General features: G+C 57.6%; 26 protein-coding genes. 10 read left to right on the top strand and 16 right to left on the bottom strand.

What is annotated here, in order from left to right; genetic code table 11:
* Nucleotides 1-30 precede the first annotated feature (30 nt).
* Nucleotides 31-1,761: a small ribosomal subunit Rsm22 family protein gene (locus ABSE13_RS02155; protein ID WP_424026843.1), complete on the bottom strand. Its 1,731-nt coding sequence runs from the start codon at nucleotides 1,759-1,761 to the stop codon at nucleotides 31-33.
* Here ABSE13_RS02155 and ABSE13_RS02150 point away from each other — a divergent pair.
* Complete coding sequence (locus tag ABSE13_RS02150) at nucleotides 1,750-1,983, top strand: hypothetical protein (protein ID WP_424026842.1); 234 nt, start codon at nucleotides 1,750-1,752, stop codon at nucleotides 1,981-1,983. The genes ABSE13_RS02155 and ABSE13_RS02150 overlap by 12 nt on opposite strands.
* 10 nt (nucleotides 1,984-1,993) lie before the next feature.
* Here ABSE13_RS02150 and ABSE13_RS02145 read toward each other — a convergent pair whose 3' ends face one another.
* The 3 genes from ABSE13_RS02145 to nadA are packed head-to-tail and all read right to left on the bottom strand — an operon-like array spanning nucleotide 1,994 to nucleotide 4,552.
* Nucleotides 1,994-3,037, bottom strand: coding sequence for an AIR synthase family protein (locus ABSE13_RS02145; RefSeq protein WP_424026841.1), 1,044 nt, complete (start codon nucleotides 3,035-3,037; stop codon nucleotides 1,994-1,996).
* Nucleotides 3,024-3,611, bottom strand: a complete 588-nt coding sequence (locus ABSE13_RS02140) for a thiamine-phosphate synthase family protein (protein ID WP_424026840.1) — start codon at nucleotides 3,609-3,611, stop codon at nucleotides 3,024-3,026. The genes ABSE13_RS02145 and ABSE13_RS02140 overlap by 14 nt, the downstream gene beginning before the upstream one ends.
* A gap of 32 nt (nucleotides 3,612-3,643) precedes the next feature.
* A complete protein-coding gene (gene nadA, locus ABSE13_RS02135) occupies nucleotides 3,644-4,552 on the bottom strand; it encodes a quinolinate synthase NadA (RefSeq protein WP_490356170.1) in 909 nt (302 codons plus the stop codon).
* 134 nt (nucleotides 4,553-4,686) lie between these two features.
* Between nadA and ABSE13_RS02130 the strand changes: the two genes are divergently transcribed.
* Together ABSE13_RS02130 and ABSE13_RS02125 are read left to right on the top strand one after the other, a co-directional pair.
* Nucleotides 4,687-4,881: a MoaD/ThiS family protein gene (locus ABSE13_RS02130; protein WP_424026839.1), complete on the top strand. Its 195-nt coding sequence runs from the start codon at nucleotides 4,687-4,689 to the stop codon at nucleotides 4,879-4,881.
* Between the two features lie 3 nt (nucleotides 4,882-4,884).
* Nucleotides 4,885-5,841 carry a TIGR00269 family protein gene (locus tag ABSE13_RS02125; RefSeq protein ID WP_424026838.1) on the top strand — a complete coding sequence of 319 codons (957 nt, stop codon included), beginning with the start codon at nucleotides 4,885-4,887 and terminating at the stop codon, nucleotides 5,839-5,841.
* Here the strand turns inward: ABSE13_RS02125 and fdhD are convergent.
* From fdhD to ABSE13_RS02110, 3 genes are read right to left on the bottom strand one after another with little or no spacing between them, the layout of a single operon-like run.
* Entirely contained in the window at nucleotides 5,821-6,588 is a 768-nt protein-coding gene (gene fdhD / locus ABSE13_RS02120; RefSeq protein ID WP_424026837.1) for a formate dehydrogenase accessory sulfurtransferase FdhD, read from the bottom strand. The two genes, ABSE13_RS02125 and fdhD, sit on opposite strands and share 21 nt — an antisense overlap.
* A 32-nt stretch (nucleotides 6,589-6,620) precedes the next feature.
* Nucleotides 6,621-7,424 carry an ATP-dependent sacrificial sulfur transferase LarE gene (larE, locus tag ABSE13_RS02115; RefSeq protein WP_424026836.1) on the bottom strand — a complete coding sequence of 268 codons (804 nt, stop codon included), beginning with the start codon at nucleotides 7,422-7,424 and terminating at the stop codon, nucleotides 6,621-6,623.
* Between the two features lie 46 nt (nucleotides 7,425-7,470).
* Nucleotides 7,471-7,821, bottom strand: a complete 351-nt coding sequence (locus tag ABSE13_RS02110) for a transcriptional regulator (protein ID WP_424026835.1) — start codon at nucleotides 7,819-7,821, stop codon at nucleotides 7,471-7,473.
* A gap of 200 nt (nucleotides 7,822-8,021) precedes the next feature.
* Between ABSE13_RS02110 and nifS the strand changes: the two genes are divergently transcribed.
* The 5 genes from nifS (at nucleotide 8,022) to ABSE13_RS02085 (ending at nucleotide 11,329) form a co-directional block, all read left to right on the top strand.
* Nucleotides 8,022-9,221 carry a cysteine desulfurase NifS gene (gene nifS, locus ABSE13_RS02105; RefSeq protein WP_424026834.1) on the top strand — a complete coding sequence of 400 codons (1,200 nt, stop codon included), beginning with the start codon at nucleotides 8,022-8,024 and terminating at the stop codon, nucleotides 9,219-9,221.
* Nucleotides 9,211-9,645, top strand: a complete 435-nt coding sequence (gene nifU / locus ABSE13_RS02100; RefSeq protein ID WP_424026833.1) for a Fe-S cluster assembly scaffold protein NifU — start codon at nucleotides 9,211-9,213, stop codon at nucleotides 9,643-9,645. The genes nifS and nifU overlap by 11 nt, the downstream gene beginning before the upstream one ends.
* A gap of 196 nt (nucleotides 9,646-9,841) precedes the next feature.
* A complete protein-coding gene (locus ABSE13_RS02095) occupies nucleotides 9,842-10,612 on the top strand; it encodes a HesA/MoeB/ThiF family protein (RefSeq protein WP_424026832.1) in 771 nt (256 codons plus the stop codon).
* Nucleotides 10,609-10,887, top strand: coding sequence for a ubiquitin-like small modifier protein 1 (locus ABSE13_RS02090; protein WP_424026831.1), 279 nt, complete (start codon nucleotides 10,609-10,611; stop codon nucleotides 10,885-10,887). Before ABSE13_RS02095 ends, ABSE13_RS02090 begins: the two co-directional genes overlap by 4 nt.
* Before the next feature lie 16 nt (nucleotides 10,888-10,903).
* Nucleotides 10,904-11,329: a molybdenum cofactor biosynthesis protein MoaE gene (locus ABSE13_RS02085; RefSeq protein WP_424026830.1), complete on the top strand. Its 426-nt coding sequence runs from the start codon at nucleotides 10,904-10,906 to the stop codon at nucleotides 11,327-11,329.
* 107 nt (nucleotides 11,330-11,436) lie between these two features.
* Here ABSE13_RS02085 and ABSE13_RS02080 read toward each other — a convergent pair whose 3' ends face one another.
* Genes ABSE13_RS02080 through kdpA form a run of 3 tightly spaced genes read right to left on the bottom strand, consistent with a single transcriptional unit; the run spans nucleotide 11,437 to nucleotide 17,976 of the window.
* On the bottom strand, nucleotides 11,437-13,404 hold the full coding sequence (locus ABSE13_RS02080) for a DUF4118 domain-containing protein (RefSeq protein ID WP_424026829.1): 1,968 nt from the start codon (nucleotides 13,402-13,404) through the stop codon (nucleotides 11,437-11,439).
* Nucleotides 13,405-13,442: 38 nt separating this feature from the next.
* The gene (gene kdpB / locus ABSE13_RS02075) at nucleotides 13,443-15,548 is read right to left on the bottom strand and encodes a potassium-transporting ATPase subunit KdpB (protein ID WP_424026828.1); all 2,106 of its coding nucleotides are present in this window, start codon (nucleotides 15,546-15,548) and stop codon (nucleotides 13,443-13,445) included.
* On the bottom strand, nucleotides 15,541-17,976 hold the full coding sequence (gene kdpA, locus ABSE13_RS02070; protein ID WP_424026827.1) for a potassium-transporting ATPase subunit KdpA: 2,436 nt from the start codon (nucleotides 17,974-17,976) through the stop codon (nucleotides 15,541-15,543). Before kdpA ends, kdpB begins: the two co-directional genes overlap by 8 nt.
* Nucleotides 17,977-18,570: 594 nt before the next feature.
* Here kdpA and ABSE13_RS02065 point away from each other — a divergent pair.
* Entirely contained in the window at nucleotides 18,571-19,275 is a 705-nt protein-coding gene (locus ABSE13_RS02065; protein ID WP_424026826.1) for a PAS domain S-box protein, read from the top strand.
* 18 nt (nucleotides 19,276-19,293) lie between these two features.
* Here ABSE13_RS02065 and ABSE13_RS02060 read toward each other — a convergent pair whose 3' ends face one another.
* A complete protein-coding gene (locus tag ABSE13_RS02060) occupies nucleotides 19,294-19,662 on the bottom strand; it encodes a hypothetical protein (RefSeq protein WP_424026825.1) in 369 nt (122 codons plus the stop codon).
* A 216-nt stretch (nucleotides 19,663-19,878) separates the two neighbouring features.
* On the opposite strand from ABSE13_RS02060, the gene ABSE13_RS02055 reads away from it, so the two are divergent.
* On the top strand, nucleotides 19,879-20,109 hold the full coding sequence (locus ABSE13_RS02055) for a hypothetical protein (protein ID WP_424026824.1): 231 nt from the start codon (nucleotides 19,879-19,881) through the stop codon (nucleotides 20,107-20,109).
* A gap of 293 nt (nucleotides 20,110-20,402) precedes the next feature.
* Here ABSE13_RS02055 and comE read toward each other — a convergent pair whose 3' ends face one another.
* The 5 genes from comE to ABSE13_RS02030 are packed head-to-tail and all read right to left on the bottom strand — an operon-like array spanning nucleotide 20,403 to nucleotide 24,950.
* Nucleotides 20,403-21,536, bottom strand: a complete 1,134-nt coding sequence (gene comE / locus ABSE13_RS02050; RefSeq protein WP_424026823.1) for a sulfopyruvate decarboxylase subunit beta — start codon at nucleotides 21,534-21,536, stop codon at nucleotides 20,403-20,405.
* Nucleotides 21,514-22,803 carry a cysteate synthase gene (locus ABSE13_RS02045; protein WP_424026822.1) on the bottom strand — a complete coding sequence of 430 codons (1,290 nt, stop codon included), beginning with the start codon at nucleotides 22,801-22,803 and terminating at the stop codon, nucleotides 21,514-21,516. Before ABSE13_RS02045 ends, comE begins: the two co-directional genes overlap by 23 nt.
* 4 nt (nucleotides 22,804-22,807) lie before the next feature.
* On the bottom strand, nucleotides 22,808-23,428 hold the full coding sequence (locus tag ABSE13_RS02040; RefSeq protein ID WP_424026821.1) for a (Fe-S)-binding protein: 621 nt from the start codon (nucleotides 23,426-23,428) through the stop codon (nucleotides 22,808-22,810).
* Nucleotides 23,429-23,430: 2 nt separating this feature from the next.
* On the bottom strand, nucleotides 23,431-24,138 hold the full coding sequence (locus ABSE13_RS02035; protein WP_424026820.1) for a GTP-binding protein: 708 nt from the start codon (nucleotides 24,136-24,138) through the stop codon (nucleotides 23,431-23,433).
* A complete protein-coding gene (locus ABSE13_RS02030) occupies nucleotides 24,135-24,950 on the bottom strand; it encodes an ATP-binding cassette domain-containing protein (protein ID WP_424026819.1) in 816 nt (271 codons plus the stop codon). The genes ABSE13_RS02035 and ABSE13_RS02030 overlap by 4 nt, the downstream gene beginning before the upstream one ends.
* Nucleotides 24,951-25,015 lie beyond the last annotated feature (65 nt).

Below are 25,015 nucleotides of genomic sequence, written 5' to 3'. Positions count from 1 at the left end.
TCGCCTGCTTTTATATTATTCCGGGTTTCTTCAAAGATCCTCTTCCGGCATCTCAGTCTCCGGCATCCGTATTTCAGTATTCCTGCTCACCAGCAGGTTGTACGCATCATGCTCCTTGTTATACCGCACCAGTACACCCCTCATCTCAAGCACCGCACCGTAGGGTGCCGTGCGGAGGGCCTCGTTCTCCGGCGTAGCATGGTACGACGGGAGTACCGCATAGACCGGGGTCTTTGCCGTCCCATCGCAGATCTTGAAGAGATGGTTCTTTGCATCCCCGAGTTCCCCGCTCATCTTTACGCCGGCAACATTGATCCGCTTGCCAACATGCAGGTGGATTTTTGACAGACGGAGGAATTTTGACCCGGGGCCAATCCGGTATGCCAATTTCCGCAGGCCGTCTTTTCGCAGGAATGCATAACTGTACTTGATATCGGTGTTTACATACCGGTATGGCTCATCGCACCGGGCAAGGTGTTCCATCAGCCGGGTCTTCCGGATATACATGGCGGAAAGAAAACTCCAGCAGCGGGGGGCAGTACAGGGAGTGCCCCAGATGAACGAGCACGGGGAATAAACGGAGAGGCCCTTTTTCTGGAGCTCCGCGGTGAGGGTCCGCATACGGATCGCGTTTTCTTCATCGGCAGGTTCCACGATAAGGATCGTCCCGTCCGGGGACAGCCGTTCTGCGATCCTCTCCACTATCGCCGCCCGGGTATCCATCGAGGCATCCGTCAGTTCGTTGAGCACGTTGGAGAAGATGATCAGGTCAATCTTCTCCGGGAGTGCAGCCGTCTCGGGCCGGGTGATATCGGCTTTGATCGGCGGTTTGATCGAGACGTTTCCCCCGCGGGGTACAAAGGCGTCCCGCAGGAACAGGAACGCCTCGATATGTTCCTCCGAGCGTTCGAGAGAATATACGGCAGCCTGAGCATTATCGAGACGGGACCAGAAATCCGCAATGGCAAGCGGGACAACTCCTGGCCCGGTACCTACGTCAAGAATGGTCATGGATTTTTTCAGGAGGCCGTCACGGGCAAGCTGTGCAAGCAGGTGCTCTGTCTGCATGAAGTAGACCGGGAAATGGTACGCAAGGTAGCCGAGCACACTGTAGCCTTTCGTGTACCGGAGAGAACGCCTGTGTGCAGGCTTCCAGTAGTCATTTTTCTGGTCGACAATGGCCTTCCGGAGCCGTTCGGTGATGAGCGGATCCGTCCATTCCTTTCCCACTTTTTTTGTGATATAGTGCTCAATGTGGTCTTCGAGTACGATCGGCAGGGCCCTGCTGTCAAGGAATGCCGTGAGACGCTTCTCTTCCTCCTCGTTGAGGATATAGGATTGTACAGGGGGGATCCGGGAGATCACGAAGTCTGCCCCTGTCTTTTTTGCCACGAGCCCGAGCCGGGGCAGATCGGCTGAAATGGAACTGAAGAGCTCCCCAATCGTGAGCGTTTCGTGGAGATAGGGAAGTATCTCCGATAAGGAAAAGACCGGCTTTGTCCCGGCTACGTATTTTATCGTGGAAATAAGTTCCCTGTCTGCCATGTTCAGCCTGATATTAGGCGAGCCGGGCTCATACATGTTTGGATAAGACGGTAACGGTCGCATGACCGTTACAGGCTGGAGAAGAACGCGGAAGCGTTCTTCGAGTAGACGCGTGAGAGAGAAGCCGAAGGCCGTTGACAACGAGCAGGTGATACAACCGCTGGCTTCATCTGCCGGAATGCAGACATTCCTGCCGGAGTCACCATGCTCGATCACTGTCCGGGTGCAGCGAACCTGCGCACTCCCACGCTCTCGATCAAGAAATGTCCCCAGTGCGGCGGGGAAGTCGAACTCTTCTCAAACGATCTCTCGGTGAAATGCAGTAACTGCGGTTTTGTTGTCTACAATGACATCGGGTCATGCGTCCAATGGTGTAAGCACGCGAAGGAATGCGTGGGCGAGGAGATGTACAATAAGATCATGGCACAAAAAAAGTAGGTGCTGACGGCTAGATGACACTATCAAAAAAGACCGGCCAGAACGGGTCCTGTGCGGGTATCGCGAGAGGGATTGTCGTGCCGTCCCGCCGCTTCAGGGTCCGGCTCAATGGATCGGCAGTTACGGTCCCGATCACCGATGATCGGATACCGGCCTCTGCAAGCGCTCCGATAATCTTTTCTGAACTGGCCTGGTCCGCGGTAATCAGGAGCGAGCCCTCAGCGATTGCCGCTACGGGATCGATAGCAAACATCTCGCATACCATCCGCACTTCCTCCGGGTACACAAAACGGGACTCGTCGATAACCATCCCGACACCGCTTGCCTCGGCAACCTCGAAGAGGCCGCCGATCACCCCGCCCTCGGTTGCATCGTGCATTGCGGTAACTCCCCCGGCAGCCATTGCTGTGAGTGCATCCTTCACCACGGTCATCTGGTAGCAAAGTGCCTGTGCATCCCGGATCAGCCCTTCCGGGTAGTTCTTCTGCAAGTCTGTTTCGCGCAGGACCGACAGGATGCCCGCTGTCTCGATGGCCGGTCCCTTGGTCAGTATCACATCGTTGCCCGGCCGTGCTCCCGCAGGTGTGACATATGTGTCCTTTCCTGTAATGGCAAAGACCGTAATTCCCCCGATGGTCGGGGCTGAAAAGCCGGGATAGTATCCCGTATGGCCCCCGACAATGGCGATCCCCAGCTCAACGGCCGTCCTGTGGATCGAATCGACAATGGTCCGGAAATCGGTATCGCTTGTCTCCGGGGGAAGGAGGAGCGAATAGGTCATGTACTGCGGTCTGACACCCATGACTGCCACATCGCTTGCGCCGATATGGACGGTATACCAGCCGAACATATCGAGCGGCTGTTTCGGGACGGCAAAGATCGGGTCTTCGGCAATGACCAGTACGTTCCCGTTGCCGATATCCACCACGCCCGCATCGATCCCCGTCATGGGAGGTACAATAACCGACGGGTCGGCTTTCCCGAGGCGGTGTAGGAGGAATTCCGAGAACAGTTCGCGATCGATCTTTCCGATTTTTGCTTTACCTGCGGTCATGGTATAACTTCGCAATAGTGCAGATTTGTCCGACAATCTCAAGCGGGTCCCGGCCGACGAGAACCGAGACCGGTTCTTTCCCTATTGCACCGGTCTCGTAGAAGATCTTCGGCGGTTTGCCCCCCGCTGCCCGCATGGCTTCCTTCACCTTCCACGGCATGGACGCACCTTCCGCCTCTTTGATCTCTTCCGGTTCGTTTCTCCGGTCGATGACACTGAATGCCCACCCGTTCTTCGTGCAGTACCGCTCGAGCCATCGCGCCAGGTCCGGTGTGCTTGCAAAATCGATCCCTGCCCGTACCAATGGATCGTACTTCCGGTACTCGATGATCAGCCGTGCCATGTGGCTGGACGCACCGAACCGTGGTTTTCCCGCAGCATGAGGCATGCCGCCGACTACCGTGATCCTGCCATCTATTGCTAGTACATCCTCGCGGGTCTTTGCATCTTCCCGGGCAAAGACGAGGTTCGACCTCACTTCCGGTATGATCTCTGCGAATTCCCGACAGTGTTCGATCCGGTCGAGTGCGAGAGCCATCTTTCCGTACATCTCTATGAGATCACTGTCAGTCATGGTCAAAACTCCCTGGTGGGAAAACCGGCCTTTCAGATCTCAAGCATCCGCACGATCGCCTTCCGTGCCCGGGCAGCGACATCGTCCGGCACCGTGATCCGGGGCCTGAGCGTCACGAGCGCGTCCCGGACTTTCCCGAGATCTGTCTTTTTCATGTTCCTGCAGATCGCAACAGAAGAGAGCGGAAAACACTGTTTCCCCGGGCAGTCTTTTGTGAGGCGGTGGAGGATCCCGACCTCAGTACCGATGATAAACTCCCGTGCACCCGAGGAGCAGACATGTTTTATGATCCCCGATGTGCTCGCCACGTGGTCCGCGAGATCGATCACTTCCGGCCGGCACTCGGGATGCACCAGCACCTCCGCGCCCGGGTGGGCCTTCCGTGCATTCTGCACATCGGCCGGCGTGATCCGGTCGTGCACTATGCAGAACCCCTCCCAGGGCAAAATCCTCTTTTTTGTGAACCGCTGGGCGTACCGGCCCAGGTTCTGGTCAGGCACGAAGATGATCTCCTCCTCCTCCAGCGAGTTGACGACCTTCACGGCATTTGACGATGTGCAGCAGATGTCACTCTCGGCTTTGACATCGGCCGTGGTATTCACGTAGCAGACCACTGCTGCATCCGGGTGCCGGGATTTGACGAGGCGCAGTTCCTCTGCCGTGATCATCTGCGCCATCGGGCAGCAGGCATCCTCCGCGGGCAGCAGGACGGTCTTCTCCGGCGAGAGGATCGCCGCCGTCTCGGCCATGAAATCCACACCGCAGAAAACGATCACGTCCGCGTCCATCGTGGCCGCTGCCCGGGAGAGCTCAAGGGAGTCCCCCGTCAGGTCGGCGATGTCCTGGATCTCTGCCGGCTGGTAGTTGTGGACGAGAAGGATCGCGTTCCGCTCTTCCCTGAGCCTGTAGATCTCCTCTGTGATCGCTGCCTGGTCCTGCACAAAAACTCCTGTATCCTGTTCTACCCATCGTTTTATCAAACCGTCGCTGTCAGAGTCTACCTCCTGACGGCGGATGCCCGGGATCTCCGTACCGGGATGTTTAAGAAACCTGCTCTCCCATACTCTCTTGGACTATGAAACTCATCCTGCCGGATCGGACGGAACGGGTGATCGCGGGCCGGCCGGTGCCTCTCGACCAGATTCTCCTTGCCGAAGGCATCAATCCCCACGAGGTGATCGTCTCCAGGAACGGGATGCTTATCCCGGAAGATACCGTTGTCGGCGATGACGACGAGATTCGGCTGATCCGGATCGCACACGGGGGGTGAATCATGGGTAATGGCAGCGCTATGGAGGGCCAGCCCCGGTGTTCACTCTGTTCTGAACCTGCAGTATTCTTCGATCGGCTGGCACACTGCCACCTCTGCCGTGTGCATTTTTTTGACCGCATAGAGCAGCGTGTCGCGGATACGATTGCCGCACGGAACCTGATTGTCCCGGGCGACACCGTAGCCGTGGGCCTGAGCGGGGGCAAGGACTCGACTGCGCTTATGATGATTATCTCAAAGCTGCTTCCGTCATGGGAGAATATCCGGCTTGTGGCGGTGACAGTCGATGAGGGGATACGCGGGTACCGCGAAGAGACGATCCAGTCCGCAGATCGCTTTGCCCGCACCCTTGGCGTGGAACACCGTCACGTGACGTTCCCTGATATCTTCGGGGATTCGCTGGACGGGATCATCTCCGGAAGGGAATCCCAGGCCTGCAGCATCTGCGGTATCCTGCGGAAGAAGGCGCTCGCCAGCGCAGCCCGGGAAGCCGGGGCAACAAAACTTGCTACCGGGCACAACCTCGACGACGAGGCCCAGTCGGTGCTGATGAACGTGCTCCGGGGCGACCTGCCGCGGCTCGTGCGGGACAGCAGCACCGACTCCTCGGGCCGGTTCATCCCGCGGATAAAACCTCTCATGGCGGTTTCGGAAAAAGAGATTGCTGCCTATCTTCTGCTCCGAAATGCATGGAATGACCTGCCGGAATGCCCGTACGCCCGGCACGCCCTGCGCAGGGAAGTGCGATCGATGCTCTCGTCCCTCGAATACCGTCACCCGGGAACTATGCTTCGCCTCATGGAGAGCAAGGGGAAGATCGAAAAATCCTGCACAGGTGTCATTGCCACCGATCCCCTCCGCAGCTGCCGGGAATGCGGGGATCCCTGCAGCAGAGAACTCTGCCAGCTCTGCCAGCTGAAACGGGAGCTTGGCAGGGAATTAGCCGGAAACAGATTCTGATCCTGCAATCCGTTCCGGGTGGGTGTAGATGTTCAGCTTCCCGCCCCGGGCAAAACCGATCACAGCAAGCCCCGTCTTCTCCGCGATCTCCACGGCAAGGGTGGTGGTTGCGCCCCGCGAGATAATAACCGGAATGTTTGCAATCAGGCACTTGCGAACCATCTCCGACGAGATCCGCCCGGATACGATCACATAGGAATGCGAAAGATCAATTCCCTTGCGGAGAGCAGTCCCGATCACCCGGTCGAGAGCATTATGCCTGCCGATGTCCTCGGACACCGCAAGGATCTTCTCGTGGTCAAGGAGGGCGACGATATGGATTCCCCCGGTGGTCATGTGGAGCTCGGAGTTGAGGACCGCCTTTGCTGAACTCCAGATCTCCTGCGGGCTGATGACATAATCGGATGTGATCTTCGGCAGCTTCTCCGTATCAATGTAGGATGTGCTCCCCCCACAGCCGGAGAGGATGGTTTTCTTTGGCCCGAGCACCTTGAAGAGGTTCTTCGTGATCACGCTCATCCGGTTCTTGTCGATTTTTATCGACTCGATCTCGTCAACGCCCTTGATGATCTGTTCGGTGAAGAGGTAGCCGGTGACAAATTCCTCAAGCTGCACGGGGCTCATCATCGCGGTCATTGCGTGCCGCCCGTTGACAAAAAGAGCAAGGGGCACCTCTTCGATCACTTCGTGCTGGCCGCTGGTGAACGTCTCGCCATCGACCCGTATGCAGGGGATTTTTTTGAACATGGGATGTCTCGTTTCCGTGAAATGAGCAACGGTCAGTCGTTCAGCACTTCGTCCATACTGCCACTACGGTACCCTTCAAGATCGAGGGTGATATAGGAGAACCCGAGCGATTTGAGGGTACCGGTTATTGCGGCCTGCAGATCCAGTATTCTCTTCATTTCCTCTTTATGTACTTCTATCCGGGCAATGTTGCCGTGCAGGCGCACCCGCAACTGGCCAAATCCCTGTGCAGCAAGGAATGTCTCGGCCTTCTCGATCATCCGGAGTTTTTCTGTGGTGATGCTGTCACCGTACGGGATGCGGGACGAGAGGCAGGCAGCCGAAGGCTTCTGCCAGACCGGAAGCCCGCATGCCTTCGCAATGTCCCGTATGTCCTGCTTGGTGCACCCGGCCTCGATGAACGGGTGGAGGATTCCCTCCTCAGTCGAGGCCGCGAGACCCGGGCGGTGTTCGTCCATGTCCGAGACATTGATGCCGTCGGCAATAGTGGCGATCCCGAGTTCAGCGGCACGTTTCCGCAGGTGGGCTGCCGAGATCTTCTTGCAGTAATAGCAGCGGTTGTCCGGGTTGTTGCAGAACTCCCCGTGTTCCATGTGGGGGACCGGGATAATGTCCAGTGCCAGCCCGAGATCGCGTGCGATCTCCTCTGCCTGCGCAACTGCAGCCCGTGGTACCACCGGGCTGTCGAGAAGGACACAGTGGCTCCTGTCTCCCAGAGCCTCACGTGCCAGAGCAGCGAGGAGCGTGCTGTCGACGCCCCCGGAAAAGGCAACGAGCATCGAGCCATGGTTTCGGAGGTTACGGAGAAGAACCTGCTTTTTCTCTGAATCGCTCATGATGTCACCCTATATAACAAAAAACAGATGAAAGGAGATAGTGGATTTATGAACCGCACCGTTCTTTCGGGGGTACGTCTGAGGAGCCGCCACCGCACTGGGTCTCCTCGCCATCGCGCAGCTGGTGGCAGATGTCACAGATGCGCTTGACAAGGTTCACTTTCCTGCCGTCCCTGAGATCCTGTGCAAGCAGCTCGATGGTCTGTTTTACATCATTCTCAAATTCGATCCTGTACCCGCGTTTTCCTGACAGGTACTGCGATACCGCGGAGGGCGCGATCTCGAGCATTCGCGCTGCTTCCACCTGGGAAACGCCACATTTAACGAGTTCCACCGCGATTGCCGCCCGGATTGCGGGCAGGACATCCCAAACGATCTTCTGACACGGAGCTTCCATCACAACACAACCTTTATGTTGTAACAATCTCGACATAATAGATTGCATTCACAATTGTGAATTTGACCTGACAACTGATATAACTTGCCTGTCCCCCGGCAGTCCTTACGGGATCGTAGCGGACAGGGCAATCACTTCCTGATATTCAAGGAAAGAATAATCAAACGACGAGCCACATATTCTGGTATACGGTGAAGAGCATGGGAGAGAAACGCATCGTTTACATGGACCATTCCGCCACCACGTACGTCCGCAAAGAGGTACTGGACGCGATGATACCCTATCATATCGAATTCTTCGGAAACCCCTCATCGATCTACAGCATCACCCGGGCCACCAAAAAAGCGATCGACACTGCACGGGAGCAGGTGGCTAAGGCACTGGGAGCCGAGCCTGATGAGATCTATTTTACCTCCGGAGGGAGCGAGTCCGATAACTGGGCCATCAAGGGTGTGGCCTCTGCAAACCGGAAGAAAGGCAACCATATCATCACCTCGAAGATCGAGCACCATGCGGTGCTTCATACCTGCGAGTACCTGGAGAAGGAAGGATTCACCGTCACCTACCTCCCGGTCGACCAGTACGGTCTTGTGGATCCCGCAGAGCTCGAGAAGGCGATCACGGACCAGACGATCCTGATCACCATCATGTATGCCAACAACGAAATCGGTACCATCGAGCCTGTCGCGGAACTGGGTGCCATTGCCCGGAAGCACAAGATCCCATTCCATACCGATGCTGTGCAGGTAATCGGGAACGTGCCGGTTGACGTGAAAACCCAGAACATAGATATCCTCTCCCTTTCTGCCCACAAGTTCTACGGCCCTAAAGGTGTCGGCGCCCTCTATATCCGGAAAGGCACCAAGATTGACAACCTGATCCATGGCGGTGGTCAGGAACGAAGGCGCCGGGCAGGCACAGAGAATATTGCCGGGATCGTCGGGCTCGGGAAAGCGATCGAGCTCGCGACTGCTGACATTGAAGGACACAACCGCAGGATCCGGGCACTGCGGGACAGGCTTATGAAGGGGATTCTCGATAAGATTCCGGATGCCCACCTCAACGGGCACCCGGAGAAGAGGCTTGTTGGGAATATCAATATCAGCTTCAAATTCATCGAGGGGGAAGGGATCCTCCTCTGGCTTGACGACGAAGGGATCTGTGCGTCGACCGGCAGTGCCTGCACATCAGGGTCGCTTGAGCCCTCCCATGTCCTGCTTGCGACCGGGCTCCCGGTCGAGATCTCGCATGGTTCGCTGCGGCTCACGCTCGGCAACGTGAATACAGACGCAGATGTGGATTTCGTGCTCGCGGTACTACCGAAGGTTGTATCCCGCTTGAGGGAGATGTCTCCCTTGTACCTGAAGAGCGGAAAGGAAGGAGGCTGCAATGTACAGTGACAAGGTCATGGACCATTTCAAGAACCCGCGTAACGTTGGGGAGATGGAGAATGCGGACGGTATTGGTGAGGTTGGCAACCCGGTCTGCGGCGACATCATGAAGATCTTCCTGAAGATCGAGAACAACATCGTCACCGATGCAAAGTTCAAGACGTTCGGGTGCGGTGCTGCGATTGCATCGAGCAGCATGGCGACCGAGCTTGTCCGGGGCAAGACCCTTGAAGATGCCTGGGCCCTCTCCAACAAGGCGGTGGCAGAAGCGCTCGAAGGGCTCCCGCCAATCAAGATGCACTGCTCGGTGCTGGCCGAAGAGGGCATCCACAAGGCGATCAACGATTACCGGAAGAAACACGGGATGCCCGAGTGGGAAGAGAAGAACCCGCACTCCCACGACCACGAGGAAGACCTGACCTGCCAGCACTGAGGGGGAACCTGCACGGTACCGGGAATCCCCGGGTCCTCATGACAGGATCTCACTGATCGCACGGGATCAGGAAAAATTTGCCGATACATGATTTCATATAAATTCTCCCGCCAATGGTGAAATGAAATGAATTCCGGCCTGCCCGGTGATCCCGTATCATGAAATAACGGGTTTCCAGGTGAGACCCAGGTGAACCATGTTATCCGAGCGTGAACTCGACAGATACAAGCGCCAGATCCTGCTCTTCGGGGAAGAGGGGCAGGAGAAGCTCAAGAAAGCGAAGATCTTCATAGCCGGGGCTGGCGGCCTTGGCTCGCCCATCTCCATTTATCTTGCGGTGGCCGGTGTCGGCACGCTCACGGTTGTCGACATGGACGTAGTCGAACTGACAAACCTCAACCGGCAGATCCTCCACTATGACCGTGATATCGGGAAGAAAAAGACCGCTTCGGCAGGGGAGAAGCTGCGGGAGATCAATCCCGATATCACGGTGAATGTCGTGGATACGACCATCGATGAGACAAATGTGGCAAGGCTCGTCGGTACTTCCAGCGGTATCGTTGATGCGATGGACAATTTTCCGACCCGGTACCTGCTCAACGAGACTGCGGTAAAGAAAAATATCCCGCTCTTTCACGGCGCCATCCGCGGGCTGTATGGGCAGGCAACCACGATCATCCCCGGCGTGACCCCGTGCCTGAAGTGTATCTTCCCGAAGGCCCCGCCAAAGGAGGTCTTCCCGGTTGTCGGTGTCACTCCCGGGCTCATCGGGATGATCCAGGCCACGGAGGTGATCAAGTACCTGATCCACGATGGCAGGTTGCTGACCAACCGGCTCCTTATCTGGGACGGTCTTGAATCCCATGCTGAAGAGATCTGTGTTGAGCGGGACCCGAAGTGCCCCGTCTGCGGCAGCCACACCATTACGAAAACTCCTGCCAAGACCCCAGCGAGGAAGAAGAAATGACAGTAAAAGTACGGTTTTTTGCCCGGTTCCGGGAACTGCTCGGTACCGATATCCTGATTGAGAAGAAGAGCGGTACAGTGCTTGCAACCCTGGTTAAGGACATTGCACAGAAAAAGAAGGAAGGCTACGACGCGATCTTTGACGAGAAGGGTAACTTCCGCGAGTTCGTGATCGTGATGCGAAACGGCAAACGCCTCGAGCTTGCAGAGACGGTAACGGTTAAGGTGGCGGACGGGGACGAGATTGCAGTATTCCCTCCGGTTGCCGGTGGATAACTACGGCTGAATTATCATGATCGCTATCCAGCACGAAGACGTCGACATCAACCGGCTGGTCCACGAGGCGAAATGCCCGGGCACCGGTGCGGTCGTTCTTTTTGACGGGGTTGTAAGGGACGACGATATCCGGGAGATGGAGCTCGAGGCATACGAGGAGGTCGCCCTTCGCGAGCTTGAGAAGATCGCGGAGGACGCCAAAAAACTGCATAACCTCTTCCACGTGGACATCGTCCACCGGATCGGCCGGCTCTCCGTCGGCGAGAATATCCTGATCATTGTCGCCAGTGCCGGCCACCGCCCCGAGGCGTACGCGGGTTCACGCTACATCATTGAAGAGATCAAAAAAGGCGTCCCGATCTGGAAGAAAGAATTCCGGAAGGACGGCGACCGCTGGGTGCCGGGGGAGCATCCTCATGGCTCCGGGAAACCTTCCCGCTGATGTTTCCCCTCCCCCTCCGGAATTATCTCCTTTTTTCAGATTGCTCTTCACCGGTTGCAAAAACGCATGCAGTATAGTTTAATACGACAGATACGGAGTCAAACCCATTATTTCCTCGTGATGGTCAGGTTTACCCGCTCGAGTGCGAGAGCAGCCTGGTTTGCAAACGCGGTCAGGATCCGGGACTGTTCGGGCGTAATCACGCCGTTCGGTTCCGTGGGCCTGACCCCCATGATCCCTACCACGCCCTGGGTACCATGGAGGGGGATGTACCGGAGCCGCGACCCGTGCAGGGTATCGGTATCATACCCGGCAACAGCCCCGTGCTGGAATGCCCAGGTTGCGACAGCGATGTCGTCATCATCGGTGACAAGGCCCGGGCTTGCAGAGTGGACCACGAGACCGTTCTGTTTTGGCAGCAGGAATACCGAATCCCACTCGAAAATTCCATGGATATGGTTACGGACCGCCCCGATGATCGAATCCTTTGTGACTGCCACCGCGAGGTCCTGCGAGAGGGCATACAGCGTCCCCGTCTCCTTCTCGCGGAGGCTGGCCGCGTCCGCATAGTCTTTTGCCCGTGCCACAAGGAGACTGATCATCGATCCCACGATGACCATGCCGGCAAACGTGATCAGGTATTCCGTGTCAGTGAACCTGAAGCTGAAATAGGGCGGCACGAAGAAGAAGTCAAAGGCGAGCACGCCGATGATACTGGTGAAGATGGCAGGCCAGAGACCCCGGCGCCACGCCACCACTACAACGGCCAGCAGGAAAAGCATGGCCTCATTTGTCGGTGAGATGAACCGGTGGATCAGCCATCCGAGAATCGTGACGACCACGACAAGTGCAAGGCTGGCGATGTAATCTTTCGGGGGCGTTGCCGGCAGGAGCGGTTCCATTTTGGCCGGTTTGTCCGGCTCGCCCTTTCCACCGCTGATGACATAGACATCGATTGCACCGCTGTTGTGGATAAGCTGGTCGACGACCGACCCGAACACGAACTCCTGCCACCGTGGGCGCAGGGTCTTACCGATGACGATACGTGTCACGTTGTGCCTGCGGGCGTACTCAATGACGGTGGATGCAACGTTGAGACCGAAGAGTGTGGCTGTTGTGGCACCCAGTTTTTCAGCAAGCTGGAGGGTTCGCCACAGCTGCTCCTTTCCCTCTTTTGAAAGACGGTGGTGTGAAGGGGTCTCGATATATACGGCGCTCCAGGTCGCGTTCATCCGATCGGCCTGACGGCGGGCAGTGCGGACCAGCCGTTCGGACAAGGGGCTTGGGCCGATACAGACCAGCAGGTGCTCGCTCGCTGCCCAGGGGCCGGGTATCGCCCGTGTCTGCATGTACGCAAGCATCTGGTCATCGACCCGTTCAGCAGCCCGACGGAGTGCAAGCTCCCGGAGGGCATAGAGGTTGCCTTCGTTGAAGAACTGCTCGATCGCTGTCCGGGCCATGTCCGGCACGTACACCTTGCCCTCCCTCAGCCGCTGGAGGAGTTCCGGCGGCGCGAGATCCACCACCTCGATCTCGGTGGCCTCGTCGATCACCCGGTCGGGTATGGTCTCCCGGACAATGATGCCGGAGATCTGGGCGACCACGTCGTTGAGGCTCTCCACGTGCTGAATGTTGAGGGTAGTATAGACATCGATCCCCTCGGAGAGCAGTTCCTCGACGTCCTGGTAGCGCTTGGGGTGACGCGATCCCGGGGCATTGGTATGGGCGAGTTCATCGACCAGCACAAGGGAGGGGCTGATTTTCTGGATCGCATCAAGGTCCATTTCCGGGATCACGACGCCCCGGTATTCCACCTGCTTCCTCGGGATATTTGCAAGCCCCGCGACCAGGGCTTCCGTCTCGATCCTGCCATGAGTCTCTATATACCCGATATGGACGTCAACCCCTTCGTCCTTCCGCAGGTGCGCTGCCCTGAGCATCTCGTAGGTCTTACCTACGCCGGCGATATAACCAAGGAAGATCTTCAGCCTTCCCCGGTGCTTCTGCCGCTCCCCTTCCGTGATGTGGACGAGGAGGGTGTCCGGGTCCGGACGGCATTCCTGAGGGTTGGCCATGGGCAGCGTGTCACACTCCGGGCAGCATCAGCAGCATATCAGTGCACTCCAATCAGCACCAGCAGCATATCGATGATCTTTATTCCAATGAATGGGGCAATAAGTCCTCCGACACCATAGATGAGGATGTTGTTGCGCAGCGCATCTTCTGCCGACATGGCCCGGTATTTCACACCATGCAGGGCAAGCGGGATGAGGAGGACGATGATAATGGCATTGAAGATCACCGCTGACAGGATACCATTTTGCAGCCCGAGCACATTGAGACTGGCAAGGGAAGGGTACGTCGAGGCAAACGCGACTGGGATGATGGCGAAGTACTTCGCGATATCGTTTGCAATGGAAAATGTGGTCAGAGCCCCCCGGGTCATGAGGAGCTGCTTTCCGATCTCAACGATCTCGATCAGTTTCGTGGGATTGGAATCGAGATCGATCATGTTTGCCGCTTCCCGGGCCGGCTGGGTACCGGTATTCATCGCCACGGCGACATCTGCCTGGGCGAGCGCGGGGGCATCGTTGGTCCCGTCCCCGGTCATCGCGACCATCCGCCCGCCGGTCTGGTACTCCCGTATAAGCTTGAGCTTGCTCTCGGGCGTGGCCTCTGCAAGGAAATCGTCCACCCCGGCTTCTGCCGCTATGGTGGCTGCCGTGAGACGGTTGTCCCCGGTGATCATGACGGTCTTGATCCCCATCTTCCGGAGCTGGGCAAACCGCTCCTTGATACCCCCTTTGACTATGTCTTTTAAGTGAATGACACCGAGAGCGTTCCCGTTTTTCGTGACGACAAGGGGAGTGCCGCCGGCACGGGCGATGCTGTCCACCACCTGCAGGAGCTGATCAGACACCCCGGATTTGCCGCACTTCCGGATGTGGGCAAACACTGCATCTGCCGCACCCTTGCGGATGCGGAGTTCTCCCTGGTCAACCCCGCTCATCCGCGTCTGGCTCGTGAACGGGATGAACCGGGTATCAATCCCGGCATCGGCAGACACGACCGACCGGCCGCGGAGATTGTATTTTTCCTTGACGAGCACGACAATGCTCCGGCCTTCCGGTGTCTCGTCGGCCAGGGAGGCGAGCTGTGCGGTCTCGGCCAGGTCCATCATGTCGGTGCCGTCAACCGGGATCAGTTCCACGGCCTGGCGGTTGCCCAGCGTAATCGTCCCGGTCTTATCGAGCAGGAGGACATCCACGTCCCCGGCGGCTTCGATGGCCCGACCGGAGGTCGTGATCACGTTGCGCTGGATCAGGCGGTCCATGCCGGCGATGCCGATCGCACTGAGCAGTCCGCCAATTGTTGTTGGGGCGAGGCAAACGAAAAGGGCAATAAGGACCGTGATCGTCACGGTCGTTCCCACACCGGCAGTTGCGACACTGTATTTCGAGAAGGCATAGAGGGTGGCGGACACTAGCATGAAGACGGCGGTCAGGCCGATGAGGAGGATGTTGAGGGCGATCTCGTTGGGAGTCTTCTGTCGTTTTGCCCCTTCAATAAGGCTGATCATGTGATCGAGGAATCCTTCGCCCGGGTTTGCGCTGACCCGGACAACGAGCCAGTCGGAAAGGATGGCTGTTCCTCCGGTCACGGCACTTCTGTCTCCACCGGATTCGCGGATGACCGGTGCACTTTCCCCGGTGATGGCACTCTCATTGACTGAGGCAATCCCCTCGATGATCTCCCCGTCGACAGGGATCGTATCCCCTGCCCGTACATAGAAGAGATCGGACTTGATGAGGGTTGAGGACGAGACTTCGACATAATCGAGGGATGACGGTTCCTTGCCTTTGGTGACTACGTGACCGGGATGCAGTTTTTTTGCCGAGGTGTCCTGCCGCATCTTGCGCAAGGCGTCTGCCTGTGCCTTTCCCCTGCCCTCGGCAAGGGCTTCGGCAAAGTTTGCAAACAGCACGGTGAACCAGAGCCAGGCCGAGACTGCACCGATGAACCCGGCAGGGGCTTCCCCCGCGCCGGTGAGGGCCTGGAGCCAGAGCAGCGTGGTGATAACACTGCCGGCCTCCACCGTGAACATCACGGGGTTCCGGATCAGGGTGCGGGGATCCAGTTTGATGAATGCATCGATCACTGCCCTCCGGTAGAGCCCCGGGGTATCATAGGCATTTTTTGTCTTCCCGTGTTCAGACATGGATCAGCCCTCCTGCAACCATACTCATGTATTCTGCAACAGGCCCCAGCGAGAGGGCAGGCAGGAAACTCAGGCCCCCGATAATAAGGATGACAAACACCAGCCAGACTATGAAGAGCGGGCGATGATCCCGCAGGGTGCCTTCGCTGGCCGGGACGATCTTCTTCGCGACGAGCGAACCGGCAAGGGCAAGGGTCAGAATGATCACGAGGTACCGTCCGACGAACATGGCAAATGCCGTCGTGAGATTATAGAAGAGGCTGTTGGCATTGAGCCCGGCAAAGGCGCTGCCATTGTTCTGGGATGTAGACGAGAATGCGTACAGGATCTCGGAGAACCCGTGCGGTCCCGGGTTGAACGCCCCGGCCTGGCCCGCGGCCGTCATTACCGCAATGGCCGTGAAGGTGAGGATCAGGAAGATCGGAACCAGGATGATGATGGTTGCGAGCTTCATCTCGTTCTGTTCGATCTTCTTGCCATAGAGTTCCGGGGTCCTGCCTACCATAAGGCCGGCAATGAACATGGCGATGATGGCAAAGACGAGCATGCCGTAAAGGCCTGAACCCACGCCGCCATAGACCACCTCCCCAAGCTGTATATCGAACATCTGGACTAACCCGCCAAGCGGCATGTAGGAATCATGCATCGAATCGACGGCCCCGCAAGAGGTGACTGTCGTAACCACTGAGAAAAACGCCGACGGGACGATCCCGAACCGGACTTCCTTGCCCTCCATGTTCCCTCCCGGCTGTGCATGCCCGGGGTCCTGATCGATGCCCAGTGCAGTAAATGCCGGGTTGCCTCCCAGCTCCGAATAGATCGCTATACCGGCAAGCGGCAGGAATATGATGGTCATCGCCATCAGCAGGGCGATCCCTTTGCGCCCCGAGCCGATCATTTTTCCGAACGTGTAACAGAGTGCCGTGGGAATGAAGAGGATCGCGAGTGTCTCGAGGAAGTTGGAGAATGGCGTGGGGTTCTCGAACGGGTGGGCGGAATTGGCATTGTAGAAGCCTCCCCCGTTTGTGCCCAGCTGCTTGATCGCGATCTGGGACGCCACCGGCCCGAGCGGGAGCGTTTGCGTGGTGACAAGATTCCCGTTGCTGTCATTCACCGGGTCGAGGAGCGGGACCGTGACCGGGCCGCTGAACGTCTGGGGTACTCCCTGCCAGACCAGCACGAGTGCAATTGCAAGGCAGATGGGCAGCAGGATCATGACACTCCGGATGAGGAGTACCCAGAAGTTGCCGATGGTGGTGCCCGAACGCCGGGAGAACGCAAGGATGAGTGCGATCAGCACGGCCATGCCTTTTGCAGCCGACATGAAGTTCTGGACGGCGAGCCCGGCCATCTGGGTGAAATAACTGACGGTGACTTCCGGCACATACGCCTGCCAGTTGGTGTTTGTGGCAAAACTGACTGCAGTGTTCAGGGAAAGGTCCCATGGCACCGGCCCGAGCCCGGCGGGATTGAGTGGCAGGAACTGCTGGACGAGCTGGAGGAGGAATACGACAAGGATACAGGGTACGGTAAAGACCATGAGGGCCACGGCAAACTCCTTCCAGTCCATCTCTACATTCCCGTCCACACCTGCCAGAACAAGGAATTTCTGTTCGACAAAGTCAGTAACCGGAGTCATGAAATTGGGTTTACCGGTATAAACCTTTGCCATCCACCCGCCCAGGGGGACAACGCAGAAGGCAATGACGATAATGAAGAGGATCAGCTGGAGCCAGTCCGACATCCGCATACCGAATACGGGAGTCTGGAAGTACATCTGGAGCTGGGCGGACCACGACACCGGCTGGGGAGAGACCGTAATGCGACCCGCACTTAAGTCATCGAGCGCAAGGTTCAGGGACAGGACGTTGACCCGTGGCTCACCGAAGAGTCCGAACTGGCGGGGTTCGATCTGCTGCCCGACCAGTGCGTGGACGTCCTGTTCGCTCAGGTTCCGTTCCCGGGCAATGCGGGGTACCTGGTATTCGGCAGATGCGACAGATATGTCAGGATCGAGGCCGCTTGCGGATGCGGTGACCAGGTCCACGGGAATCGCTTGCATATTCCCGGGATCTGCTGCATGCAGGGCATCGACCCGGGCTTTCACGGCATCGATGAGTGCAGGATTGTTCGGCCCGAGATTCGAGCCGGACGACGCACCGGCATTGTAGGGCACCGGGGAGGTGGCCGAGAGGCGGCCCCAGAAGTACTCCGGGGAATCGAACGGCTGGCCTATCAGTGCCGAGCCTGCAACCTTGCCGTTATGTTCGATCAGGTTCCCGTTGGCCTGTACTGGAAAGATCACTTGTGCGATTCCGGTGACAAACAGGGGATATACGATCCCCGTGACAAGCGTGAGGAGTAAAAAAAGGACGATTGCCGGTTTGATCTGCTTTCTGATCATCGACTTAAGGTTGCCTGTGGTCATAGCGTGACCGCCTTGCTGGTGATTCGCCCCTGATCATGGAGTTTGGGGGCATTCACAGTACCAGCGTGCTGATTTTAAGTATATATGCGCATTGACCCTTGCTGTGGTGCACGTGAACATATCAAATGGAAGAATTATGACGCAAAATGCAGCAGGGATGGAATAATACTTCCAATATACTATATATAAAAACTGTTAAACGCGCGGAAGATCCCGGAGAATATGGATTTGGTTTCTGGAGTGACTGGGGTACAGAACATTGCCTTAACACTGTTACCTATCAGCAGCCGGATAGAAGTCTTAACGATATGAAATATTGATCCATAACTGCTGCCTTATCAGAACCCTGCAGGAATCTTTTGAGGATGCTACTCCTGTCCTCATAATTTTCCTGTCGTCGTCTGCCGGGTATGATACTTCCCTTAAATGGGAATGGGATTGTCCGGAATCCATTTTTATCGTATTCTGCCTGTCAGTGCCGGTATCTTTTTTTGTGCCATACATTCTATCACCATATAGCCGGAATTCAGGCCGTAAACACGATTTTTGTACGTGTTCACCAGTTTTTTATACAACATGCTGACAGGATCATGTATGGCGGACACGGGAAGGCTCACATGGCCGGTTAACCGCGGGGATGATTTCCTCCGTATTGTCGCATATATCACTATTGCAGCGTTACTCATATTTGTCATCGATATCAGCACCCCGCTCGGCGTGATGATCTGGATCCTTTATCTCATACCCCTGTTCCTGACGGTGTACCTCAGCTGGAAATATGCACCATTGGTGTTGACCGGTGTGTTTGTTCTCCTTATGGCTGCGAGTCTTTTCCTGTCCCCGCGTGATATATCGATAGAGTATGCGCTGCTTGACCGGGTCTTCTTCGCGCTGGTGTTAGTCATCGCCTCTTTTTTTATCAAAGATTACGTATCGAATGTCGAGGATTTAGCCTCAAGCGAAGAACGGTACCGCACTCTCATTGAGTGGTTGCCTGAAGGGATTGTTGTATACCGGCAGGAAGGAGGGATCGTGTTTCTGAACCCTGCCGGCAACCGGTTGCTCGGAGGAGATCACGGGGAAGACCTGGCAGGCAGCGATATCCTCAGTATGATCGATCCGGGGTTTCAGGAACTATTTCATCAGCGGATTGCGCAAGCTGCTCTCGGTGCAAGGATGAACCTTGACAAAGTCCGGCTCATCAGGAAGGACGGAAGTGCTGTGACCGTCGATATGTTTCTTGGTAAAATATTCTGGGGTACAGGGATGGCGGTACAGATTGTCATGAGAAATTCCTGAGGCAGCCGGAGGAGACCCTCATCCTTTGAACCTGTAGTATTTTCTCTGGGGCAGGCCGGTCAGGTAGATGGAATCATCGCTGGGATCATACATCCAGCTGGTAATATTCCCCGAGTTCTCCTGGAGCAGGATCAGTCCGTTGTCAGGCCGTGACCAGGTGCCATTTGCAACCCGGTCGCCCTGGCCCAGGTAAAAGCTACGGCTCAGGTACGTCCGGTTTTCAAAAAGGATCACGTGCAGGTCCGAGGCAGGCAGTTCTCCGCCAACCCATTGTCCGATCACCGGGTCCGGTCCGTTCGTGAGAATGTGCACACCGGGTAACTGGATGCAGCCTGCTGCCAGCAGGGTGACTGTAAGGATCAGGATAACTGGAATCCCGGTTCGCATACTTGTGTGTGGATGATTCTGATACGTTTAATCTTTCGATCATTCCGGAGAGTGTGACCGGCCTGTTCATCAGACTTCTTCACAAATCTCCCGGAATGATCATAGTGAAAATTCCAATTCCGTATGAAAGCGGCAAAAATGGTCGAATTATCAGCCTATTTATAAGACCGGTTCCAACATACATAATAGTTCACAATCGTGAACATGGTGAGATACATGAACACAGACCAGACGATCACTGCTGACGAAACGATCCGGTCCGGGTCCCCGGATGGATCGATCCGTGCCTATCCCGGCTATTCCCGGGAGAAGCGTACTGACCTGTTCAGCGGTGTCAGGAGCTCCGGGCAGTATTGTTGTCCCGGAATGCACGCAACCGTCGCACTACAGGAGCGACTGAATCCGACCATGCACCAACTCGGATCAGCGTCTGGTATGCGTTACTAACCACGTCGCCATTAACTTCACGTCCCCGGACACACTTGGTATACCCACGCACCCTGTCTGGTACACCAGAAACTCTATACCCATATAGTATCGCCTCATGCAGAATCGAAGGGTGTGCGCCCCGGGGGACTTGTCCACATCTCCCGGGGTTATCAGATAACCGGTAACACCGGTTTTTCCGTACAGTGTTTTTTTATTTGTTTCTCATACAGCAGGAGAGCGCATCCATTCCAGCACCCGTTTTGCCGTGAAGAGAACCAGCCCCCGGCGACTACCCTACAGGGACTTGTTTCTTAAGAACCATTCATGAGAGCAGTGGCGAACCGGTCGCGGATCTGCTCCGGGCTCAGGGGGATATTCGGGACCGTGCTGTTCCCGGGCAGTATCCGCACGTGAATAAAAGACGGGCCGTTATCTGCAGTGTCCTGCAGTGCTCTCATGAGTTCTTCCGGATCATGGACCGTTGCGATCCTCTCGAACCCCGAGGCCCGGGCCATGAGGGCAAGGTCCGCCGTATCGCAGCCTGGGCGCGGCTGGTTGCCGGTGCTGCCAAAGACCCCGTTGTCGAGGCCGATGATCGTGAGGTTCTTTGGCGCGGTTGCACCGATCACCGGCAGGATCGAGGAACCGAGCAGGCTCCCGTCGCCATCGATCACGATCACCCGCTTATCCGGCCGGACCGTAGCGATCCCAAGGCCAATCGCCGAGACCTGCGTGTAGCTCCCGAGCATGTAGAAGTTCTCCCGCCGGTCTTTTGCTGCATAGAGCTCTTTTGAGGGCACACCGATGTTCGAGACCAGGACTTCGTCCGTGATCCGGGCTGCAATCGCTTTGATCGCATCGAACCGTGTCATTATGGGTGTCTTCCACTCCCGCGTATACGTGAACGTAACCGGGTGGCATACGGTGGTGCCGGTGGCCGGGGAGTCCGGCGAACACCCGGTCTCCTCGAGGCACCCGGGGCGGACCAGGATCACATGCGGGGTCTGTTTCTTATACGCTATAGCAACCGCATCGCCGATCTCCTTTGTCCGATTCCGGTCGGAGACGATCGTGCAGGGGATGCCTGCGGCGGCGAGGATGCGGGGGAGGGGCCGGTTGAACGGGATCTGTGCCGGGATCAGCTCGTTCGTCCCGCCCCTCCAGCTGGCAAGGATCGGGAGCGGGAGTCCGAATGTGGTGGTGAGCGACAGGATCGCGTTGAGCATGTTCCCGAGGCCCGAGCTCTGGAGCGCGATCAGCGGTCGTGCCCCGGCAAGGTACGCCCCCGCCGAGATACCGACTCCGTCCTCCTCCCGGGTCAGGCCGATATGCCGGAACTCCTCCGGGAGTCTGAAGAAAAGCCCTTTTGCCCGGTCGCAGGGTATGGCACTGACGAGGTCGATTCCCTGTGCCTTCAGTTCATCAATGATCTGGTTTTCGTCCATGGTGCCTGATCCACTCCCTGAGCCGGGTGACAAGGGCATCCCGCGGCTCATCCGGTCGGATGACCGCTGCGGGGATGACCGCGTGGAGGGTGAAGTCCTCACGGATCCGCTCGTATCCCCCGCCCGTCAGGTTCAGGAGAATATGATCGCCGGCCCCGATGATATCTTTTTCCACTGCTTCCACGAGCGCCGCGGTTGCGATCGCAGCCGCTGGATCGGGATCAATCCCCACGGTCTCCCGAATCAGCTTCTCCGCTTTTGCTCCCGCAGCGTTCGGGACACTGTACATGCACCCCTGTGTCTCCAGCAGCGCATCGAAGAGTCCCCCGCGGATACCGTACGGCGGGTTCCGGTTCGTCAGCACGTCGGACATGACCTTCCCGATGCTCTCAACCGCATCGGGCATGTCCTCTGCGGGGATGATCTCGCGCCGCCGTGCCGCCCACGCGGAAACCATCGGTGTGAAGGGCTCGTTCTGGGCCAGGTGGAGTTGTGGCAGCCGGTCCCCGTACGAGCCGTCGCGGATGAGTCGCATCGCGGCTTCCCATGCAGCGATCGCCCCGGTACCGCTTCCCACTGCCTGGAAGTAGTGGTCGGGGATCCTGCCGGTGGTCACAGCGGCATCGAGCATCACCGTGCCCATGCCGTCCCGCCGGGCCACGTTCTTTGCCCCGCCTTCCGGGACACACCCGGGCACTCCGGCAAGGGTGTTGCTGAGAACGATTGCATCCAGGTAATCTCCCTTCACGGCGACAAGGAAGATATCATGTGCCGGCTCCGTAGTCCAGAGCCGGGGAATGGCTTTTTCCGGGATCACGATGACGACCGGCCTTTTGCACCGGGCCGAGAGTTCGGCAAAGGCCCTGCCGGTATTGCCGGCCGAGGCGATCACCGGGATCTTCCCGCCCAGCTCCTGCAGCCGCTGCATGGTGGGCGATGCTTCCAGTTCCTTGAAGGAGCCGGTGGAGAGCGTTGCCCCCCTCTCGGGGAAATAGCCGGAGAAGGAGACCGAGAGCCGGGTGAGCCCGAGCTCGCGGGAGAGTTCATCGCTGGTAAAAGTAACCGCCCCCCCGGACGGGAGAAGCGGGGTGGTGACCGGGAGCCATGCAAGGTACCGGTACATCCCCTCATGGGGGGCAAGGTGCAGTTTCCGGCTGCAGTACCCGGTCCGGAGCAGGCTATCGTGGCCATTCGGGCAGGAGAGGAGGGAGATGTCCTCCACAACCTCGCCACCGCCAACGCAACTCAACCGGTACTTGGGTATCATGGCCTCACATGATACGGATGTCTTCGACCCGTACGTGTACTCCGTCCTTTTTCTTTAAAACCATGTTCACGAGCGCCGTGTGCGAGAGGTCGATCATGCAGTATCCCGGGAGGAACCGCTGACGGAGGCCGAGGGTCGGCGGACGGATCACCGTCTCGGCAATGCCTTCGAATGCGTGGACATGGTAGGCCTGCACGTCGTGGACAGGTCCTTTTTCTTTCCGGGCCTCGAGCGGCCCGACCGTGTGGCATTCGAGCACACCGGTGATCGGGTTTGCCGAGAGGACCCTGAGCGCATGGTAGAGCGGGCAGCCGGGACCTGCCGGCCGGCCGAGCACGAGGTGGCCTTTCTGAATGTCCCACTTCTCCACGAGATCTGCCCGGAAGGGGACCACGAACTTGCGGGCCGAGGGCTCGCCGGGGAACGCCCGGATAATAAAGTCGTATTTTGCACCGGTAATGTCGGTACCGGAATACTCGGCCTTGTCCCGGGGTCCCGGCGGTTCGATGGCAAAGAACGTGCAGTCCTCATTGGTCTTCTTCTTCTTTTTCACTGCCTTGACGAAATCATCACAACTCGGGAGACCGCAGGCACCGCAGTCCTTGCCCGGGGGAACCCATGCCATGGTCAGTCACCCCGGTAGATATTATCAGCCTCTTCCAGCGGCCGGATCACACCGAAGTGGTGCTGCCACCCGATGTCCTTCTTACCGACGCAGATGGTGCAGACCCCGAGCGGGGGTGTGCCCCGGAGCGTGATGGTCTTCACATCTTCGATCTCCGGTTGTTTTGCAATTGCCTGGAGGAGGTAACGGAGGCCGGTTCCCTGGACAGCGTTCGTCTCGATGATATCAATAGAGGGGATCACGCTCCGGATGCATTCCCGGAACACTTCTTTCTCGGCCTGCGAGACAAGGTCGGTCTTGGTGACGACCGCCGAATCGGCAAGGGCGATGAGGGGGGCCATCTTCAGGGGCGAGTTCGACCCCGAAACCGCGGGCAGCACGGCGATGCCGTAGGACTGTGTGGTGTAGGGCGTACAGCGCAGACAGAGACCTGCGCTCTCGATAATGAGCATGCCGGCCCCGAGTCCTTCTGCCCACGTGATCGCGTCCTGCAGGATCATGATGCCCATGTGGTCGGGACAGAGGTCGCCGGAGTAGACCTTCCGGGTCGGGATGCCGAACTCCTCGTGGAGTTCCTCGTCTTCAAATGCCCTGACCACGTCGATCTTGAGGTACGCGGGCTTGTCGGTCTTATTGAATTTCTTGATGATCTGGCGGATAACGGCAGTCTTCCCGGCGCTTGGCGGGCCGGCAACGATAATGAGCTTCATGCAGGTACTCCTGCCTTCTTTGCGGTGGTCTTTGCAGTGGGTTGCCGGTCAGAGATCAGCTCGCCGGCACGGATCCTTTCCCGGAGATCCCAGAGGGAGGTGTCCATGCCGGTCACGGTAGCAATGATCCCGCTTTCGCGGCCTTTTGGTTCGAGCACAGCTGATACCGCACCGTTCTTCATGACGATGCGGCGGTCAGTGATCAGGGCGAGGTACGGGTCGTGGGTGACGAAGATCACGGTTTTCTGGTATTCGCGGAGGCAGGTGATCACCCGCTCCTTGTTGATGCCGGCATTCTCGATCTCGTCGAGGAGCAGGATTGGTGTCTGGCCGATCAGGATCGCATCCGCGATGAGGAGCGAGCGGGTCTGGCCGCCAGAGAGGGCGCTCATGCGCACTGATTCCTTGATCTTCTCGCCGGTAAATTCGTTGGCGAGCGCGATCGTGCGGCTGATCAGCTCCCGCGCGTCATTATTCCGCGCCCTGATATGCAGCGCAAGGAACTTCACAACGCTCAGGTCGGCAATGACCCGGGTATTCTGCGTTATCGACGCAATCGGCTTCTTTGCCGGATCGCGCACCATCTCTTCCGGGGCTTCGGCGCCGTTAACAAGGATGTTTCGTCCCGTCACGGTGTCGTCCAGTGCCAGGACCTCGATATCGTTGATGAATGCCGATTTTCCGGAGCCGGTGGGGCCCACTATGGATATGGTGTCGCCGGGACGGATGACAATCCGGTCGAACCCTTCGGTCTCCCCGTCCCGGTTGGTGCCGGGAAGTACCGTTATCTCGTACGCCAGTTCGCTGTGCATCACCGGAATCATAGACCGGGGGGTTGATAAAATCTTCCAAAACAGCAAAAAAATTATCACTTTAG

Origin of the sequence: Methanoregula sp. (genome assembly GCF_049518935.1) — an archaeon.
Taxonomy (GTDB): domain Archaea; phylum Halobacteriota; class Methanomicrobia; order Methanomicrobiales; family Methanospirillaceae; genus Methanoregula.
This window is presented reverse-complemented; position numbering and strand designations above follow the sequence as displayed.

What these genes read in the sequence shown, in the direction of transcription:
- ABSE13_RS02090 (WP_424026831.1), top strand. Translation starts at nt 10,609, where the DNA reads ATGACAGTAAAAGTACGGTTTTTTGCCCGGTTCCGGGAACTGCTCGGT.
- ABSE13_RS02060 (WP_424026825.1), bottom strand. Translation starts at nt 19,662, where the DNA reads ATGCGAACCGGGATTCCAGTTATCCTGATCCTTACAGTCACCCTGCTG.
- nifS (WP_424026834.1), top strand. Translation starts at nt 8,022, where the DNA reads ATGGGAGAGAAACGCATCGTTTACATGGACCATTCCGCCACCACGTAC.
- ABSE13_RS02140 (WP_424026840.1), bottom strand. Translation starts at nt 3,611, where the DNA reads ATGACTGACAGTGATCTCATAGAGATGTACGGAAAGATGGCTCTCGCA.
- kdpB (WP_424026828.1), bottom strand. Translation starts at nt 15,548, where the DNA reads ATGTCTGAACACGGGAAGACAAAAAATGCCTATGATACCCCGGGGCTC.
- ABSE13_RS02150 (WP_424026842.1), top strand. Translation starts at nt 1,750, where the DNA reads ATGCTCGATCACTGTCCGGGTGCAGCGAACCTGCGCACTCCCACGCTC.
- ABSE13_RS02095 (WP_424026832.1), top strand. Translation starts at nt 9,842, where the DNA reads ATGTTATCCGAGCGTGAACTCGACAGATACAAGCGCCAGATCCTGCTC.
- ABSE13_RS02065 (WP_424026826.1), top strand. Translation starts at nt 18,571, where the DNA reads ATGGCGGACACGGGAAGGCTCACATGGCCGGTTAACCGCGGGGATGAT.
- ABSE13_RS02130 (WP_424026839.1), top strand. Translation starts at nt 4,687, where the DNA reads ATGAAACTCATCCTGCCGGATCGGACGGAACGGGTGATCGCGGGCCGG.
- ABSE13_RS02055 (WP_424026824.1), top strand. Translation starts at nt 19,879, where the DNA reads ATGAACACAGACCAGACGATCACTGCTGACGAAACGATCCGGTCCGGG.
- ABSE13_RS02145 (WP_424026841.1), bottom strand. Translation starts at nt 3,037, where the DNA reads ATGACCGCAGGTAAAGCAAAAATCGGAAAGATCGATCGCGAACTGTTC.
- ABSE13_RS02035 (WP_424026820.1), bottom strand. Translation starts at nt 24,138, where the DNA reads ATGAAGCTCATTATCGTTGCCGGCCCGCCAAGCGCCGGGAAGACTGCC.
- ABSE13_RS02125 (WP_424026838.1), top strand. Translation starts at nt 4,885, where the DNA reads ATGGGTAATGGCAGCGCTATGGAGGGCCAGCCCCGGTGTTCACTCTGT.
- fdhD (WP_424026837.1), bottom strand. Translation starts at nt 6,588, where the DNA reads ATGTTCAAAAAAATCCCCTGCATACGGGTCGATGGCGAGACGTTCACC.
- ABSE13_RS02110 (WP_424026835.1), bottom strand. Translation starts at nt 7,821, where the DNA reads ATGGAAGCTCCGTGTCAGAAGATCGTTTGGGATGTCCTGCCCGCAATC.
- ABSE13_RS02080 (WP_424026829.1), bottom strand. Translation starts at nt 13,404, where the DNA reads ATGGCCAACCCTCAGGAATGCCGTCCGGACCCGGACACCCTCCTCGTC.
- ABSE13_RS02030 (WP_424026819.1), bottom strand. Translation starts at nt 24,950, where the DNA reads ATGCACAGCGAACTGGCGTACGAGATAACGGTACTTCCCGGCACCAAC.
- kdpA (WP_424026827.1), bottom strand. Translation starts at nt 17,976, where the DNA reads ATGACCACAGGCAACCTTAAGTCGATGATCAGAAAGCAGATCAAACCG.
- ABSE13_RS02040 (WP_424026821.1), bottom strand. Translation starts at nt 23,428, where the DNA reads ATGGCATGGGTTCCCCCGGGCAAGGACTGCGGTGCCTGCGGTCTCCCG.
- comE (WP_424026823.1), bottom strand. Translation starts at nt 21,536, where the DNA reads ATGGACGAAAACCAGATCATTGATGAACTGAAGGCACAGGGAATCGAC.
- larE (WP_424026836.1), bottom strand. Translation starts at nt 7,424, where the DNA reads ATGAGCGATTCAGAGAAAAAGCAGGTTCTTCTCCGTAACCTCCGAAAC.
- nifU (WP_424026833.1), top strand. Translation starts at nt 9,211, where the DNA reads ATGTACAGTGACAAGGTCATGGACCATTTCAAGAACCCGCGTAACGTT.
- ABSE13_RS02085 (WP_424026830.1), top strand. Translation starts at nt 10,904, where the DNA reads ATGATCGCTATCCAGCACGAAGACGTCGACATCAACCGGCTGGTCCAC.
- ABSE13_RS02045 (WP_424026822.1), bottom strand. Translation starts at nt 22,803, where the DNA reads ATGATACCCAAGTACCGGTTGAGTTGCGTTGGCGGTGGCGAGGTTGTG.